The sequence below is a fragment of the Amycolatopsis sp. NBC_01286 genome, assembly GCF_035982555.1.
GTDB lineage: Bacteria > Actinomycetota > Actinomycetes > Mycobacteriales > Pseudonocardiaceae > Amycolatopsis.
Genome location: NZ_CP108428.1, coordinates 7,044,197 through 7,059,427 on the forward strand (window position 1 = coordinate 7,044,197; position 15,231 = coordinate 7,059,427).

The window sequence follows — 15,231 nt, forward strand, 5'->3', positions numbered from 1 at the left end:
CCCCTTTGCTGCGCGGAAAGAGCGGCGGCGGTGTCGGTCATCGATCTTGCGCGACCGTTCCGGAGCCGGTCAACCGCCCGCGGGGGGAAACGGCCGGACAATGCGGGACTAATAATATCGTCAGGCGTCCAGGTAGCCGCGGAAATGCTCGGCGACGACGTCGGTGACGCCGGCGGGACCGAGCCGGCCGTCGATCTCGATGACCCGGATGCCCAGCTCCCGCGCGGACCGCACGGCCTGCGCGGCGAGCATCCGGTCCCGCGTCAGCACGCTGCGCTGCTCCGGGATCGCGGGCTCCTCCGGCCGGTGCCGCAGCTGGTGCTGGCGGAACAGCTCGGTCGGCACGAGCACGACCATCCGGCCCGGCGAATCCACCAGCGGCGCGACCAGCTCCGGGCGCAGCCCCCAGCCCTCGGCGACGATCGGCCGCGGCGACGTCAGCACCCGCAGATCGGCCAGCGCGCAGTCGAACCCGTGCCGCACCTCGGTCATCAGCTGCTCGCCGGCGGAGACGTCGCCGCCCGGGGCGGGCCGGGTCCGGTGGTCGTGGTGGTAGGTCGTCAGGCCGTGCCGCTCGGCGAGCAGCCGGGCGACGGTGGACTTCCCGGTCCACGGGGCGCCGCCGATCCACAGCGCCTTCCGCAGCGTGCCGAAGGGATCCCAGGTCATCAGACGACTATCGCGGGCCCGGCGGGCCGATGGCCAGTGTTCCGGCGCCGGTTGATCCGTTCAGCGCAGAGTGACGCGGCCCGCACGCACGCGCCGGCGTCACTCGCTTTCGTCGTCCACGACGAGCACGGTGGCGCCGTCCGGCTCGCGGGCGGGGCCGAGCCGGAACCGGAACTGCGAGCCGGGCCGGATCGCGGCGATCACCTGGGTGTCGGCCGTGTCGAAGAAGATGATCGAGTGCTCGGCGGTGATCGGCTCCTGCCGCAGCACCACCGGCAGCCGGTCGGACGACTGGTCCGGCCGCGGCAACGGGACGACCACGGGGATCGGGAGCGTGCCGCTGACCGAGCCGGACCCGTCGTCGTAGTCGTGGTCGTCCGGCTCTGGCCAGCGCGGCTCGAACCGCTCGACCGGTTCGAACGACCCGGGAGCCTCGGCCGGCTCGAACGGCACCGGCGGGACGACCCGCGGCCGCCGTCGCCACCAGAGCCCGGCGATCAGCCCGGTGAGCAGGCCGCCGGTGCCGCTGACCGCGGACGCGAGCCCGGCCCCCAGCCCCGGTTCGGCCGGCTGGGGTGCCGCCGTTCGGGCGGGCGGGGCGGCCACCGGGGTGGCCGGGAGCGGCCCGAACTTCACCGCGGGGTCGCGGGCGTCGTCGGGCAGCTGGAGGACCTGGCCCGGCTCGATCGCCGTGGGGTCGTCGAACGGCGTGCCGTCCGGGCGTGGCCGGCCCTGGTTGAGCGTGAAGATCTCCTGGAACCGGTTCCCGTCGCCCAGCGCCTGTTCGGCGATCTTGAACAACGTGATGTCGTCCGGGTTTGTGGCGTGGGGGACGACGAAGTACTTCACCGACGGCGGGGGCGGCGGCGCGGTCTGGGCCAGCGCGGGCCCACCGGCCAGCACGGCGAACAGGGCACCGGCGCAGGCGGCCTGGCCGGTGCGCCCGAGGACGCGGCGCACCGCGGGAACCCGGTTTTCGGCCATCGTCGCCCACCCTCTCCCCGGTGGCACAAACGGCCCCGGTGTTCCCCTCTACACGGGGCGGGTGGAGGCGTGGTTCAGATTTCGTCCCAGGGCACGGTTTCGTAGGCCTCGGCGAGGAGCCGCACGGCGCGGTCCGCGGGTGGCAGCACGAAGTCGTCGACGGAGGTGACCGGGCGGCCCGGGGTCTCGGAGTTGGTGACGAACATCGCGTCGAACCCGGGCAGGTCGGCGGGTCGGACCTCGCGCGTCTCCTGCGGGACGCCGAGCCGCGCCAGCGCTTCCCGCTGCACGAGCATCGTGATCCCCGGCAGCACGGCCGCGTCCGGCCAGACGACCGTGTCGCCGGCCAGGAAGCCCGCGTTCCAGATGGACGCCTCGCTGATCCGGCCCTGGTGGTCGACGAACAGCGCGTCGTCGTAGCCCGCCAGTTCGGCTTGGCGGGCGTGGTGGATCAAGCCGAACGTGCCGAGGTGCTTGACCTGCGGCAGGTCCCGCTCGTACCGCACCGTCCCCAGGCGCAACGGCGCCGGGTCGACCGGGTGCGGTGGCAGCGTCCGGACCAGGATCTCCGGCTTCAGCGGTTCGTCGAAGGACCGCGTGAGCACCAGGACCCGCACGGACAGCGCGGCTTCGTCCGCGATCGCCCGCCGGACGTAGGAGCGCACCAGATCCGTGTCGAGCTCCGCGCCGAACAGCAGGCGGGTGCTCGAGGTCAGCCGGTCCAGGTGGTGGGAAAGACCGCGGACCCGCCCGTCCCGGACCTGCATCGCGGTGAAATGACCGTAAGAGGTCATCCCCGCGATGAAGGCGCCCGGGCCGAGCGGGTCCCCGTTCAGCTCGATGCGGTGCGGCACTACTGGACGGTGACGCCCGTGAACTTCACCTGCTTGGTCGGCGCACCCGTGCCGTCCTGCGGGTTCGGGTTCGCGATGCCGGCCTTGGCCACCGCGTCCAGCACCTTCAGGCCGTCGTCGCTGATGCTGCCGAACACCGAGTAGTCGGCCGGCAGGCCCTCGGCGTCGCCGTAGACCATGAAGAACTGGCTGCCGCCGGAGTTCGGGGCCTGCGTCTTCGCCATCGCGAGGATGCCGCGGCCGTACTTGATCTCCGGGAACGCCTCGTCCGGCATCGTGTAGCCCGGGCCACCCTGACCGTCGTTCGTCGGGTCGCCGGTGGCCGACGGGTCACCGCACTGCAGCATCTGCAGGCCCTCGGTGCCGAGCCGGTGGCACATGGTGTCGTTGTAGAAGTTCTGCTTCGCGAGGCTGATGAAGCTCTGCACCGCGCAGGGCGCGAGCGCCCGGTCGAGCGTCAGCGGGATGTCGCCCGCCGTGCTCTTCAGCGTCACGTTCACCGTGCCGGTCGACGGGACGTTCTTGCCGTCGGGCGGGTTCACCTTCTTCGGCGTCTTGCCCGTCGTGTCCGCTTTGAAGTCGCACGTCGTCGGGTTCGGCAGCGCCGTCGTCCGCTTCGGTGTCGCCGCACGCTGCGTCGGGATCTGGACTTCGGTCGGCGGCGGGGCGGCCGAGGACGACGCGGCCGGATCGGCGGTGCTGTCACCGCCGTTGGCGCTCACGATCCACACCACCACGCCCGCGACGACGAGAACAGCCACGCCGACGACACCAGCGCCGATTCTCCTGCGTCGCTTCTGCTGCTCCAATCGGCGCTCGAGTTGCCTCTCGAGCTTGCGCTTCGCAGCTTCGCGGCGCTGCTGGTTGGTCGCCACCCCGTACCCTCCCAGGTTTCCGCTCGTGTCACACGTCTGAGGTAGCGGCAGTGTATGGGCACAGCCTGTGAGGACCATGTACAGGGCCCGCTAGTCTCAACCTGATCGTGATCGGCGCCATCCGGCGCGGATGTCCGGGAGGCGTTCGGTGCTCGTCGTCGGCTTCGGCAGCGGCCCGCTGCAGGCCAACTGCTACCTGCTGGCGGAGGCCGCCGGCGGGCCGTGTCTGGTCGTGGACCCGGGGCAAGAGGTGGCCGCGCCGCTGGCCGCCGCGCTCGCCGGGCACCGGCTGGTCCCCGCGGCGCTCGTCGCCACCCACGGCCACCCCGACCACGTGGCGTCGGCCGCGTCGCTCTCGGCCGCCCACGGCGTCCCGCTGCACCTGCACCCCGCCGACGCCCCGCTCTACGACGGCGAGAGCGTGCCGCTGGAGGCGGGCACCCACCGCCTCGCCGGGCTCGACGTCGACGTCCGGCCCGCACCGGGGCACACGCCGGGTTCGGTCGTCCTCGCGCTGGAGACGGCCGAGGGCGGCCGGCTCGCCCTGACCGGAGACACGCTGTTCGCCGGATCGGTCGGCCGCGGGGACGTCGAGGCGTCGCTGCGGGACCTGCTGGCGGGCTTCCCGGACGACACGGTGGTGCTGCCGGGCCACGGCCCGGCGACGACGATCGGGCGGGAACGCGCGGGCAACCCGTTCCTCGCCGGGACGGGGGCGTGAGCATGGCGGAAGAGACGCCGGAACGGCTGCCGCTGTTCGAGGAGGACGCGCGCGGACGCCGTCGCCGGGGGATTTCCGGGCTGATCGGCGTGGTGATCGTCGCCGCCGCGTTCGGCGGGGTCGCCGGGCTGATCGGCGGCACGGTGATCGGCCTGGTCGTCGCCCTCGTGATCGCCCTGCCGCTGGCCTACGTGATGGCGGTCAGCATCCGGCGCCGCGTCTGGCTCGAGGGCTCGACGCTGATCGTGCGCACATGGGGGCTGCGGCGCGTCGACCTCGTCACCGCGACCCGCCTCGACCTCGTGATCGGCGACGTCCGCGGCACCCGCACGGTCAGCCTGCTGGTCAACGCGGGCAACCGGCGGCAGGTGGCGAAGGTCGACCTCGCGGTGTTCGCCGGCACGGGCGGGCGCGAGCTGGGCGTCCTGCAGCTGCGGAAGCTGGCCAACGCGCTGATGAACAACACCGAGGCGAACGGCCTCGTCTTCGGGGAGCTGCTGGTCTCCGAGCTGAAGGCCGAGGCCCGCGGCGGCGGCGTCGCGGACCGCCCGCTCTACCGGCTGGCGTCGGTGGCGCCGTCGGGCAAGTACGTGCAGCGGTTCACGATGGAGGCCGTCAGCCGGTTCGTGGCGACTCTCGACTGACTTCCGCGTCCGGCTCACGGAGCTGCTCGAGCTGGTAGACGAGCTCCGGGACCTCCTGCGCGATGTACGCGGTGAGGCGTTCGACCTGGTGCAGCGTCGCCCGGACGTCGTCGAGGGCGGTGGCGATGCGCGGGATCGACTCGACGGCCTGGACGGTGGCCGTGACCAGCCGCAGCACGCCGCGCACGAGCCGGCGGGGGCAGGCGAGCACGGACATGGCGTCTCCCGGGTCGGGTACCGCCTTCCTACCGCGTGCGGGCGCCGCTGTCGCGGCGGGGGCCCGCCGGTGTCACGGGTGGGACGGAACGGCTTTCGTGGTGCTGCTGAGGTACGTCGCGGGCTCGCGGGAAGCGATCAGCGCGGCGAGGACCGTCGTCACCGGGACGGCCGCCACGATGCCGACGCTGCCCGCGAGGGTGCGGATGATCTCCTGGGCGATCTCCTCGCTGCCGAGCAGCGCGCCCAGGCCGACCCCGGAGATCGACGAGTACAGCAGCACCGGCAGCGCGGCGCCGGCGTAGGCCATGACCAGGGTGTTGACCGCCGAGCCGACGTGGTCGCGGCCGATCCGCAGGCCCGAGCTGTACAGCTCCCGCCAGCTCAGGTCGGGGTTGGCGCGGCGCAGTTCCCAGACGGCGCTGGTCTGGGTGACGGTGACGTCGTCGAGCACACCGAGGGCGCCGATCACGACGCCGGCGAGCAGCAGCCCGCGCGCGTCGATGCCGTGGCCGAGCGAGCCGATGAGCGTCGAGGTGCTGTCGTCGAGCCCGGTCAGCGACGCCGCGGCCGAGAAGATCGCCGAGAGCACACCGATCAGCGCGAGGCTGACGAGCGTGCCGAGCACGGCGGCGGACGTTCTCGCCGTCAGCCCGTGGGTCAGGTACAGCGCGATGAACATGATCGCGCCCGCGCCGACGATCGCCACCAGCAGCGGGTTTTCACCCGAAAGGACGGCCGGCAGGATGAACAGCGCGATCACCGCGAAGGACAGGCCGAGCGCGACGAGCGCGGCGAGACCCTGCCAGCGGCCGAGCACCAGGACGGCGACGGCGAACAGCGCGGCCAGCACGAGCAGCGGGGTGCCGCGCTGGAAGTCGACCAGCTGGAAGCTCGACGGGTCGGCCGCGTTCCCGCCGTTGTAGGCGAGCACGACCGCGTCACCGGCGGCGAACCGCGGGGTGCTGGGCTCGATCGGCACGGTCAGCTGCAACGGTTTCCCGGTGGCCGGCCCGTCGGTCATGGTGAGCGCGACGGTCAGGCACGGCTTCGCGTTCGGGTCGCTCTGGTCGCCGACCTGGACCTGGCCCTGAGCGAGGCACGGCCCGGTGGCGGTGGTGGTGATGGACGCTTTCACGGGCGTCCCCTGCGGAACGACACTCGTCGGCGACGGCTTGCCCCACGGGTACAGCACGAGCATCCCGACCACGGTGGCGAGCGCCAGGGGAGCGAGCATCCAGATCAGCAGCAGCCGGACCCGCCGTGACGCCGGGGCGGCGGGCCCGTGGCCGTGCCCATGACCATGGCCGTGCCCGGCGTCGGGTTCGGGTTTTGTTGCTGCGGCACGACTTGCGGGACGCGCACGCCCATCGGCGACCCGCTGCGGCCCGGTGTCACCCCGCTTGGCGGCTCGTTGGGGCCCGGTATCACCCCGTTTCGCCGTTCGCTCGGGTCCGGTGTCGTCACGGTTCCCGGGGACTCGCTGCGGCCCGGTGTCGCCACGCTGAGCCGCTCGCTGCGGTCCCGTGTCGCCTCGTTTCGCCGCTCCCCGCGAGGAGTCGGCGTCGGCGGGAGCCGCCGGAACCCGCTGGGCTCCCGTGTCGGCCGGCCTGCGGGGGACTCGCTGGGCGCCGGTGTCCGTCGGCTTTCCGGGAATCCGCTGGGCGCCGCTGTCGGTCAGGTTCCCGGAGGTTCGCTGAGACCCGGTGTCGGCAGGCTTTCGTGGCACCCGCTGGGTTCCCGTGTCGGTCGGCTTCCCGGGGACCCGCTGCGCTCCGGTGTCGGTGCGTCGGCGCGGGGCCGCGGGCGTTCCGTCCGGTGGCGTCCGGCGGGCCGGTTTCCGGGGCGTGCCCGGCGTTCCGGAGGTCCCGCGGGCCGGGGAAACGGGCACCTCGTCGGTGACCCGGCGAATCGGGCCGGTTTCGTCGTCGAGGTCGGGGCGGTCCACTCGCACATCCTGACAGCGGGAGCCCCCGGCCCACGCAACGGGCCGCCGACGGCCCGGTTCGTCCGGATCCGCCGTGTCGACCTCTCAATCACGCGTGTCGACCTGCTGATCACGCGTGTCGACCCTTCGATCACGACCGCCGACCGTCCCGGCCCACGCGATCCGGAGCCGACTCGCGTGATCAGAGAGCCGACACACGTGATTGGAGAGTCGACTCGCGTGATTGAAGGGTCGACACACGTACACAGGTGGACGACTCGCGTGCCTGGGGAGTCGGTTCGCGTGCCTGGGGGGTCGGCTTGCGTGTCTGGACGGTCGGCTCGGCGTTAGCTGTAAGCCTGGCGGACGTGGACTCGGCGGTACGCCGACGGTGGGGTGTCGAAGTGGTCCAGGAACGCTTGCCGCAGGGTTTCCGTCGAGCCGAAGCCGCAGCGGCGGGCGATCGTGGCCAGCGGGAGGTCCGTGCCCGACAGCAGACGCGCGGCGTGCTCGGTGCGGATGGTGCGGACGTAACGGCCGGGCGTGGTGCCCAGGTGGGCGTCGAAGAGGCGGGTCAGCTGGCGGGTGCTGATCCCGGCTCGGGCGGCCAGGGCCGGGGTGCCGAGGTCGTCGTCCAGGTGCTCGGCGATGTACGCCGTGAGGTCGCGGACCTCGCGGTGCTCCGGCGGCGGCCCGGCCAGGAACAGGCTCACCTGCGCCTGGTTGCCCGGCCGCTGCAGGTACGTCACCAGCGCGCGGGCGGCTTCGCGGGCCAGCGTCGGGCCGTGGTCGGCCTCCACCAGCGACAGCGTCAGGTCCAGCCCGCTGGTGACGCCAGCCGCGGTGTAGACGTTGCCGTGGCGGACGTACAGTGGCACCGGGTCGACCGTCACGCTCGGGTAGTCCGCGGCCAGCTTCGCGGCGTACCGCCAGTGCGTCGTCGCGCGCCGGCCGTTGAGCAGCCCGGCCGCCGCGAGCACCTCGGCGCCGGTGCACACCGACGCGACGCGGCGGCTCGTCCGGGCGAGCCGCCGGATGTGGGCGAGGACGCGCTCGTCGGCCGCGGCGGCCGTGCTGCCCCAGCCGCCGGCGACGACCAGCGTGTCCAGGTCCGCGGCGACCTGGTCGAGCCGCAGGTGCGGCTGCAGGATCAGGCCGGAGGCGGTGTGGATGGCCTGGCCGTCGAGGTTGGCCAGGCGGATTTCGTACGGCGGCCGGGCGCCGAGCCGGTTGGCGGCGTCGAACACATCGGCGGGGCAGGCGATGTCCAGCAGTTCGGCGTCGGGAAAACCGACGATCACGACCCGTCTGGGTGACCCTGGCATGGTCGGACGCTAGCACCCCGGCTGGCGCTCGGACGCGGTTCGCAGGATTCCGGACATCACGACTCCGGCAGGACGGCGTCCCCGCCAAGGTGAGGGACATGACCGATGAGCAGAAGACCCTCGCTTTCGTCGTCTACCCCGGGCTGACGCCGCTCGACCTGGTGGGCCCGCTGCAGGTGCTGAGCGCGCTGGCCCAGATCGACCCCACCTACCGGACGGTGGCCGTCGGCGCCACCACGGAGCCCGTCGCCACGGACACCCCGCTGCGGATCGCGCCCAGCCACACGTTCGACGAGGTGCCGGCGCCGTTCGCGGTGCTGGTGCCCGGCGGCGGCGTGCCGACGATTCACGCGATGGCCGACGAGCAGCTGCTGGCCTGGTTGCGCACCGCGGCCGCCGGAGCGGAGCTGATGACGTCGGTCTGCACCGGCTCGCTCGTCCTCGGCGCGGCCGGGCTGCTGGAGGGGAAGCAGGCGACGACGCACTGGATGTTCCGCGACCTGCTGCCCGGCCTGGGCGCGACGCCGGTCGCGCGGCGGTGGGTCGAGGACGGCGACGTGATCACCGCAGCGGGTGTGTCGGCCGGCATCGACCTCGCCCTGCACCTGGTGGAACGGCTGGCCGGGCGCGAGGTCGCGAAGACCGTCCAGTTCGGCATCGAGTACGACCCGGAGCCGCCGCAGGGGGCCCTGGACTGGGACAACCCGCCCTACGGCGACCTGAAGCCGCTTCGCGAGCTCACACTGCGCGAAGGCCTCGCCGAGCACCCGAAGCTCCTGGAAAGGCTGCTCGCGCACGCCTGAGGCGAACGGCGTCGGCCATCCGGGTGAGTGGTCTTCCCGGATGGCCCCGGACGGCTAGGGTCAGCTCGCTCGATCAGGTGATCTCGCGGGTGGGGTGTTAAGCCGTGCGGTTCCAGGTCCTCGGCCCTCTGACGGCCGCCGTCCCGCTGCCTTCGGCGGCCCAGCCCCGGCGGCTGCTCGCCGTGCTCCTCGCGCGGGCAGGCCAGTACGTCGGCCGCGACACGCTGGTCGACGAGCTGTGGCCGGACGGCGCGCCGTCGAGCGCCGCGGCGATCGTCCAGGTCACCGTGTCCAAGCTGCGCAAGACGCTCTCACCCGGCCTCGGTGCCGCCGAGGCCGGGCAGCGCCTGCGCTCGGGCCCGCGCGGCTACGCGCTGGTCGTCGAGCCCGGCGAGCTGGACGCCGACGACTTCTTGACGCTGCTGGCCGCGGGCGCGGACGACCGGGCGCAGCGCCGCCGCGCGCTCGAACGGGCGCTGGCGTGCTGGCGGGGTGACGCCTTCGCCGACGTCGCCGGCGGGCCGCTGCTGGAGGCCCACAAGCTGTGGCTGGAGGATCGGCGCTCGGCAGCCCTGCTGCAGCTGGTCGAGTTGGAGCTCGCCGACGGCGAGGGCGGGGCCGTGGTCGAACGCCTGGATCCGGTCGTCGCGGCCCGGCCCGCCGACGAGCGCTTCGCCGGGCGGCTCGCGGACGCGCTCGGCGCCGTCGGCCGCCGCGAGTCGGCCCTGGAGGTGCTCCGGCGGACGCGCCGCGCGCTCTGGGAAGAGGCCGGCGTCTGGCCGAGCGCCGACCTCGTCGACGTCTATCGGCGGATCGCCGGCACCGAGTGGACGACGCCGGGGCCGCCCGCGCAGCTGCCGCCCGCCGTGCCCGACTTCACCGGCCGGACCGCCGAACTCGCCGACGTCGCCCGGGCCCTGCGCGGGCCGGCCCCGGTGGTGCTGCACGGCGCGGCCGGCGCCGGGAAGTCCGCGCTCGCCGTCCAGGCCGCCTGGCGCGCCCGCCGCCGCTTCTCCGACGGGCAGCTGGTCGCCTCGCTCGGCGGCCCGGCCGACCCGGCGACCGTGCTGACCAGGTTCCTGCGCCTGCTCGGCGCGACGCCGGCGGAGCTGGCCGACCGGGCGGGCCTGCCCGGGCTGTGGCGGTGCTACACCGCCGACCGGCGGCTGCTGGTGCTGCTCGAGGACGCCGCGTCGGAGGCCCAGGTCCGGGCCCTGCTGCCGAGCGGGCCGGGCTGCGCCACCGTCGTGACGTCCCGCCGCGCGCTGCCCGGGTTGTGCGGCGCCCACGCGGTTCCGGTCGCCGCACTGTCCACAACGGACGCCCGGACGCTGCTCGCGGCGATCGTGGGGGAGCCGCGGCTGCACGGGGAACCCGAAGCGGCACAACGGCTTCTCGGCCACTGCGCGGGTCTGGCGCTCGCCGTCCGGATCGCCGGGGCCAAGCTCGCCGGCCGGCCGCGGCAGCGCGTCGCGGAGTTCGCCGTGCGGCTGGCCGACGACCGCCGGCGCCTCGACGAGCTGGCCGTCGGGGACCTGAGCGTCCGGACGGCCGTGACGGCGGCCCTGCGGGAGCGGCCCGCGGCCGACCGGTACCTCCTGCGGCTGCTGAACGCCTTCGACGGTCCCGTCCCGGACTGGTGCGTGGCCGCGCTGCTGGACAAGCCGATCGGCGAGGCGCGCGACCGGCTCGACGCGCTGGCCGCCGGGCACCTGCTCGTCCCGGCCGGCGCCCGCTGGGCGGTGGCGCCGTTCGTCCGGCTCGTGCTGGCCGAGGGCACCCCGCCGGAGACCGACCAGGTCGCGCTGCGCCGCGCGTGCGAGGTGACGCTGACGCTCGCCGAGCGGGCCCGCGGCCGGCCGGCACCCGGTGGGGCGAAGCCGGATCCGGCGACGGCGCGCCGCGTCACGGCCGACCCGGCGGGCTGGGCGGCCGAGGAGTCCGGCCACATCGCCGCCGCCGTCCGGCTGGCCGGCGCGCACGGCTGGCACGAGCTCACCGGCGGGCTCGCCGACGCCTGCACCGACCTGGCCGCCACGCCGTGGCTCGACCACTCCGCCCGCGCCGTGTCCGTGCTCGGGCTGGCCGCGGCGCGGCGGCGCAAGGACCCGCACGCGGAGGCCGAAAAGCTCTTCACGCTGGGTTCCGTGCACTGGCAGCAGGGCCGGTGGCGGCAGGCGCGCACCTACTTCGTCATGGCCGAGAACCGCTTCCGGGTGCTCGACGACCCGAGCGGCACGGCCGCGGTGCTGGCCGCGCTCGCCGACGTCCACCTCGACAACGGCAACGCCCGGGCCGCGGAGACGGAGCTGCGGGAGGCCCTCGGCCTGCTGCGCGACTGCGGCGACCGCCGCGGTCAGGCGGCCGCGGCGGCCCAGCTGGGCTCGCTGGCCGAGGACGTCGGCGACGTCCGGGGCGCGGTCGAGAGCTTCGAGGTGAGCATGCTGCTGGCCCGGGAGTGCGACGACGGGCGCTGGCACGACCAGGCCGCGAAGCGCTACGCCGACGTCCTGCGCCGCCACGGCGGCAGCGATCAGGCGGCCGACCTGCTCACCGGCGCTCTCGGCGGGGCCGTCCGCACCCGCGAGCGGCACTGGGAGGCGCACGTCCTGCGCAGCCTGGGCGACCTGCACGCCGAGGCGGGGGAGCTGGCCGACGGCGAACGCTGCCTGACGCGCTCGCTGGACCTGTTCGAGCAGATCGGGCACCGCCACGCCGCCGCCTACACCCACCGCAGCCTGGCCGACGCCCGCCGCCGGGCCGGTGACGCCGCCGGCTCGCGACGGCACCTGCGGCTGGCGATGGGCGTGTTCCGCGAGCTGCGCGACCGCCGCGGCGCCGGGTACGCCCTGCTCAGCCTCGGCCGGACCCAGGCCGCCGACGACGCCGGGCCGCAGGCGGTCCGGCTGCTGCGGACCTCGGCCGACGTGTTCCGCGACCTCGGTTTCCCGCTGTGGGAGCTGCGCGCGCTGCACGAGCTCAACGCCGTCACCAGCACGTCACCGGAGCGGGAGCGAACTCGTGAAGTCTTGACGAAGATCAGGACCTGACCCGCCCGCGCCCGCCGCGCGCCCGCCCGCGTTTGGCGAAGTTATGGTCGGGACCTTTTGGCTGCCGCCGTCGGAACGACGTACCGAGGAGGCAAGTCATGTCGGGACAACGGATGCTCGTGCGGGCGGCGGTGGGGCTGACCGCTTCGGCCGCGGTGGTGTTCGCCACCATCGGCACCGCTTCGGCGGCGGTCGAGGTCACCAAGCTCAGCCAGTCGGCGGCCGCGTCACAGCTGTCCGCGGCCGGGGTGACCCACTCGTCCAGCGGCGGCTGCACCACCAGGTCGAACTCGACCTGCACGTCCTACGAGCAGATCAACCAGACCACGGTCACGGGCGTGATCACGCTCAAGCGCGCCAGCGGCTGCGCCGTCAACATCACCGGCGGCACCGAGGTCGGGCACGCGTCGGGCACCTACAGCCACTACAACGGCTACAAGGTGGACATCGCGCACAACAGCTGCCTCGACAGCTACGTCAAGAACACCTTCAGCTACGACGGCCTCCGCGGCGACGGCTACCCGCAGTGGAAGGCCGGCTCCGGCAACCTCTACTGCGACGAAGGCAATCATTGGGACGTGACTTATTACACCTGCGGTTGCTGAGTTTCCCGGCCGGCGCCTGCCCGTGATGAGGGCTGCGGGCAGGTCCCGGCCGGGCACGATTACCGGGAGCGACACCCGGGTACCTCTCCGGAAGGAGGTGCCTGATGACGTCGCACCGCATCGCCCCCGCACCGGGCGTGGCCGCGGGAGTCGTGCTGCTGGCCGGGGTGTACCTGGTCCTGGCGCCGTGGCTCGCCCACTTCGGCGGGGCCGGGGTCCTGGCCTTGAGCAACACGGTCACCGGCCTGGTCCTGGTGGCCCTGGCGATCGCCCGCACGGCGACGCCGCGGGTGCGCCGGCTGACCTGGGTCGTCCCGGTGCTGGGCGCGTGGGCCGGGCTGTCGCTCGTGGCGCTGCGGCCGACGTGGGTGACCTGGCCGTCGGCGGCCGCGATCGTCGGCAACGTCGTCGCCGCCGTGGTCGCGGTGCTGGCCGGAGTGGCGCTGACCCGGGCCTGAGCATGCTCCGAGTGGACGTCCTTGGCCCCGAGGGGCAGGCTCGACGCCGGTAACGCGCGGGTGGACCACCCGCCGCCGACCGGCCGAGGGAGGCCCGGTGGACCCGGACGAGATCACCACGTCGAACCCGGACAAGATCTTCTACCCCGAGGCCGGGCTGACCAAAGGCGACGTGGTCGGGCACTACCGGACCGTCGCCGAGGTGATGGTGCCGCACCTGCGCGGGCGGCCGCTCACCCTGCGCCGCTACCCGAACGGCATCGCCGGCCAGACCTGGTACCAGAAGGAAGCCAGCCCGAAGCTGCCCTCCTGGATCCGCGTCGAGGCCATCCCGCAGCGCGCGACGAGCGCCGTCCGGCACGTCATCTGCGACGACCCCGCGACGCTGGTGTACCTGGCCAACCAGGCCGCGATCGAGTTCCACATCTGGTCGTCCACTGTGGACGATCTGGAGCACCCCGACACGGTGCTGATCGACATCGACCCGCCCGACGACGTCACCGTCGCCGACCTGCGCGCCATCGCGCGGCTGGTCAAGAAGGTGTACGAGGCCGCCGGGCTCACCGCGTACCTGCAGGCCACCGGCGGACGCGGGTTCCACGTCGTCGCGCCGATCGAGCCCAGCGGGACCTACGACGAGGTCCGCGACCTGGCGAAGGCGGCCGCCGAGGTGCTGGTGCGGCTCGACCCCGACCGGCTGACCACGGCGGTGCGGAAGGCCCAGCGCGGCGACCGCGTCTACCTCGACATCCTGCGCAACGGCTACACGTCGACGTTCGTGGCGCCCTACTCCCTGCGGGCCCGGCCCTCGGCCGGCGTCGCCACCCCGATCGACTGGCGCGAGCTGGGCAAGGCGGAGCCGGCCGGCTGGACGCCCAAGCGCATCAAGGACCGCTTGGCGCGCAAGGGGGATCCGTGGGCCGGGATGGCCGACCACGCGGCGTCGCCGGTCAAGGCGTTGAAGCTGCTGGAGAAGCTGTAGTCCGCGGAGCGGGCCGGGTCACGTCTCGATGTGGCGCCAGGTCCCGTCCGCCTCGCCGGGGGCGTACTCGCTGTCCGCGCGCTTGGCGTAGATGCCGCCCAGCCCGTGCTCGCGCGCCGCGCCCAGGACGGCCTCGCCGTTGCCCTGGAAGTACTGGGGCACCTGCCACGTGCCACCCGAGAGCCCGAGGTCCGAGAGCAGCGACCGGCGCTCGACGTAGGGCAGGTCGAGCGTCGGACGGCCGTCGTGGTGCAGCACGTCGTAGGCGAAGAAGAACGCCGGCTTGTGCTTCATGATCCGCTTCGCGTCGTAGCCCTCGAAGCGGCTGCGTTCCTTCAAGCCTTCGGGGTCCGGGCGGCCGTCGCGGACCACCACGATCTCGCCGTCCAGCAGGACTTCCGTCGAACCCAGGCTCTCGCCGAGCTTGTGCAGCTCCGGGTACCGGCCGGTGACGTCGGCGCCGGAACCGTCGTGCGCGGTGATGCGCCCGCCCGACACGCAGAGCATCGTGCGGTCGCCGCCCCAGGCGAACTCGTACGCCCAGTCCGCGTCTTCGTCCGGCTCGGGCAGCTCGCCCGGGACCGCCGTCATCGGCTCCAGGAACTCGGGGGCGTCCTCGTGGCCGTCCTCGGCCGGGTCGAGGCGGCGCAGGGTCCAGTCGCCCTCGTCGTCCGGGTTGTGCCGGTTCTGGAACAGGTACTTGCCGCTCGCCCGCGCGCCGTGGAAGACGACCTCGACCTTGTGGTTGTTCCAGTGCAGCGTTTCGTACCGGCCGGTGTCCCAGATCGCCATCCAGCCGCCGCCGTACTCGCCCGCCGGGATCTCGCCCTCGAAGGAGAGGTAGTCCATCGGGTGGTCTTCGGTGTGCACCGCGAGCCGGTTGACGCCGGGGGAGAGCGGCAGGCCTTTCGGCACCGCCCACGACACGAGCACGCCGTCGCGCTCCAGCCGGAAGTCCCAGTGCAGGCGGCTGGCGTGGTGCTCCTGGATCACGAACAGGTCGTCACCGCCCGGCTCCGGGGCGCCGTCCGGCCACGGCTCGGGCGTCCGGGAACGGTCGCGCTTGCGCCGGTACTCGTCGAGTCGGTCGGCCATCGCGGGACCGGCACCCCCACTTC

The 15,231-nt window shown here is 73.7% G+C and carries 15 protein-coding genes; 7 read left to right on the forward strand and 8 right to left on the reverse strand.

What is annotated here, in order from left to right; all coding sequences use genetic code 11:
- Window positions 1–120 precede the first annotated feature (120 nt).
- From OG570_RS33210 to OG570_RS33225, 4 genes are all read right to left on the reverse strand, one after another.
- On the reverse strand, window positions 121–669 hold the full coding sequence (locus tag OG570_RS33210; protein ID WP_247052249.1) for a hypothetical protein: 549 nt from the start codon (window positions 667–669) through the stop codon (window positions 121–123).
- 99 nt (window positions 670–768) lie between these two features.
- Entirely contained in the window at window positions 769–1,653 is an 885-nt protein-coding gene (locus OG570_RS33215; protein ID WP_326952971.1) for a LysM peptidoglycan-binding domain-containing protein, read from the reverse strand.
- Between the two features lie 74 nt (window positions 1,654–1,727).
- Window positions 1,728–2,507, reverse strand: coding sequence for an aminotransferase class IV family protein (locus tag OG570_RS33220; protein ID WP_326952972.1), 780 nt, complete (start codon window positions 2,505–2,507; stop codon window positions 1,728–1,730).
- The gene (locus tag OG570_RS33225) at window positions 2,507–3,382 is read right to left on the reverse strand and encodes a peptidylprolyl isomerase (protein ID WP_326952973.1); all 876 of its coding nucleotides are present in this window, start codon (window positions 3,380–3,382) and stop codon (window positions 2,507–2,509) included. Before OG570_RS33225 ends, OG570_RS33220 begins: the two co-directional genes overlap by 1 nt.
- A 148-nt stretch (window positions 3,383–3,530) precedes the next feature.
- Between OG570_RS33225 and OG570_RS33230 the strand changes: the two genes are divergently transcribed.
- Window positions 3,531–4,103 (forward strand): MBL fold metallo-hydrolase, encoded by a 573-nt coding sequence (locus OG570_RS33230; protein ID WP_326951554.1) that lies wholly within the window; start codon window positions 3,531–3,533, stop codon window positions 4,101–4,103.
- Window positions 4,104–4,105: 2 nt separating this feature from the next.
- Window positions 4,106–4,747 carry a hypothetical protein gene (locus OG570_RS33235; protein WP_326960232.1) on the forward strand — a complete coding sequence of 214 codons (642 nt, stop codon included), beginning with the start codon at window positions 4,106–4,108 and terminating at the stop codon, window positions 4,745–4,747.
- Here OG570_RS33235 and OG570_RS33240 read toward each other — a convergent pair.
- From OG570_RS33240 to OG570_RS33250, 3 genes are all read right to left on the reverse strand, one after another.
- Entirely contained in the window at window positions 4,719–4,964 is a 246-nt protein-coding gene (locus tag OG570_RS33240; protein ID WP_326952974.1) for a hypothetical protein, read from the reverse strand. The two genes, OG570_RS33235 and OG570_RS33240, sit on opposite strands and share 29 nt — an antisense overlap.
- Window positions 4,965–5,036: 72 nt before the next feature.
- Window positions 5,037–6,200: a YibE/F family protein gene (locus OG570_RS33245; protein ID WP_326950020.1), complete on the reverse strand. Its 1,164-nt coding sequence runs from the start codon at window positions 6,198–6,200 to the stop codon at window positions 5,037–5,039.
- Between the two features lie 1,037 nt (window positions 6,201–7,237).
- Entirely contained in the window at window positions 7,238–8,215 is a 978-nt protein-coding gene (locus OG570_RS33250) for a GlxA family transcriptional regulator (RefSeq protein ID WP_247052243.1), read from the reverse strand.
- A gap of 98 nt (window positions 8,216–8,313) precedes the next feature.
- Here OG570_RS33250 and OG570_RS33255 point away from each other — a divergent pair, with 98 nt between their 5' ends.
- The 5 genes from OG570_RS33255 (at window position 8,314) to ligD (ending at window position 14,113) form a co-directional block, all read left to right on the forward strand.
- Window positions 8,314–9,018 carry a DJ-1/PfpI family protein gene (locus OG570_RS33255; RefSeq protein WP_326952975.1) on the forward strand — a complete coding sequence of 235 codons (705 nt, stop codon included), beginning with the start codon at window positions 8,314–8,316 and terminating at the stop codon, window positions 9,016–9,018.
- A 104-nt stretch (window positions 9,019–9,122) separates the two neighbouring features.
- Window positions 9,123–12,068 carry an AfsR/SARP family transcriptional regulator gene (locus tag OG570_RS33260; protein ID WP_326952976.1) on the forward strand — a complete coding sequence of 982 codons (2,946 nt, stop codon included), beginning with the start codon at window positions 9,123–9,125 and terminating at the stop codon, window positions 12,066–12,068.
- Between the two features lie 98 nt (window positions 12,069–12,166).
- Entirely contained in the window at window positions 12,167–12,673 is a 507-nt protein-coding gene (locus OG570_RS33265) for a hypothetical protein (RefSeq protein ID WP_326950016.1), read from the forward strand.
- A 104-nt stretch (window positions 12,674–12,777) separates the two neighbouring features.
- Complete coding sequence (locus OG570_RS33270; RefSeq protein ID WP_326952977.1) at window positions 12,778–13,131, forward strand: SPW repeat protein; 354 nt, start codon at window positions 12,778–12,780, stop codon at window positions 13,129–13,131.
- Window positions 13,132–13,228: 97 nt separating this feature from the next.
- Window positions 13,229–14,113 carry a non-homologous end-joining DNA ligase gene (gene ligD / locus OG570_RS33275; protein WP_326952978.1) on the forward strand — a complete coding sequence of 295 codons (885 nt, stop codon included), beginning with the start codon at window positions 13,229–13,231 and terminating at the stop codon, window positions 14,111–14,113.
- A gap of 18 nt (window positions 14,114–14,131) precedes the next feature.
- Here the strand turns inward: ligD and OG570_RS33280 are convergent, their stop codons facing one another.
- Entirely contained in the window at window positions 14,132–15,208 is a 1,077-nt protein-coding gene (locus OG570_RS33280; protein WP_326952979.1) for a DNA polymerase ligase N-terminal domain-containing protein, read from the reverse strand.
- Window positions 15,209–15,231: the final 23 nt, after the last annotated feature.

Excerpts from the sequence above, each read along its gene's own strand:
- OG570_RS33250 (WP_247052243.1), bottom strand. The coding sequence starts at position 8,215 with ATGCCAGGGTCACCCAGACGGGTCGTGATCGTCGGTTTTCCCGACGCC.
- OG570_RS33235 (WP_326960232.1), top strand. The coding sequence starts at position 4,106 with ATGGCGGAAGAGACGCCGGAACGGCTGCCGCTGTTCGAGGAGGACGCG.
- OG570_RS33265 (WP_326950016.1), top strand. The coding sequence starts at position 12,167 with ATGTCGGGACAACGGATGCTCGTGCGGGCGGCGGTGGGGCTGACCGCT.
- OG570_RS33255 (WP_326952975.1), top strand. The coding sequence starts at position 8,314 with ATGACCGATGAGCAGAAGACCCTCGCTTTCGTCGTCTACCCCGGGCTG.
- OG570_RS33215 (WP_326952971.1), bottom strand. The coding sequence starts at position 1,653 with ATGGCCGAAAACCGGGTTCCCGCGGTGCGCCGCGTCCTCGGGCGCACC.
- OG570_RS33210 (WP_247052249.1), bottom strand. The coding sequence starts at position 669 with ATGACCTGGGATCCCTTCGGCACGCTGCGGAAGGCGCTGTGGATCGGC.
- OG570_RS33245 (WP_326950020.1), bottom strand. The coding sequence starts at position 6,200 with ATGCTCGCTCCCCTGGCGCTCGCCACCGTGGTCGGGATGCTCGTGCTG.
- OG570_RS33240 (WP_326952974.1), bottom strand. The coding sequence starts at position 4,964 with ATGTCCGTGCTCGCCTGCCCCCGCCGGCTCGTGCGCGGCGTGCTGCGG.
- OG570_RS33270 (WP_326952977.1), top strand. The coding sequence starts at position 12,778 with ATGACGTCGCACCGCATCGCCCCCGCACCGGGCGTGGCCGCGGGAGTC.
- OG570_RS33280 (WP_326952979.1), bottom strand. The coding sequence starts at position 15,208 with ATGGCCGACCGACTCGACGAGTACCGGCGCAAGCGCGACCGTTCCCGG.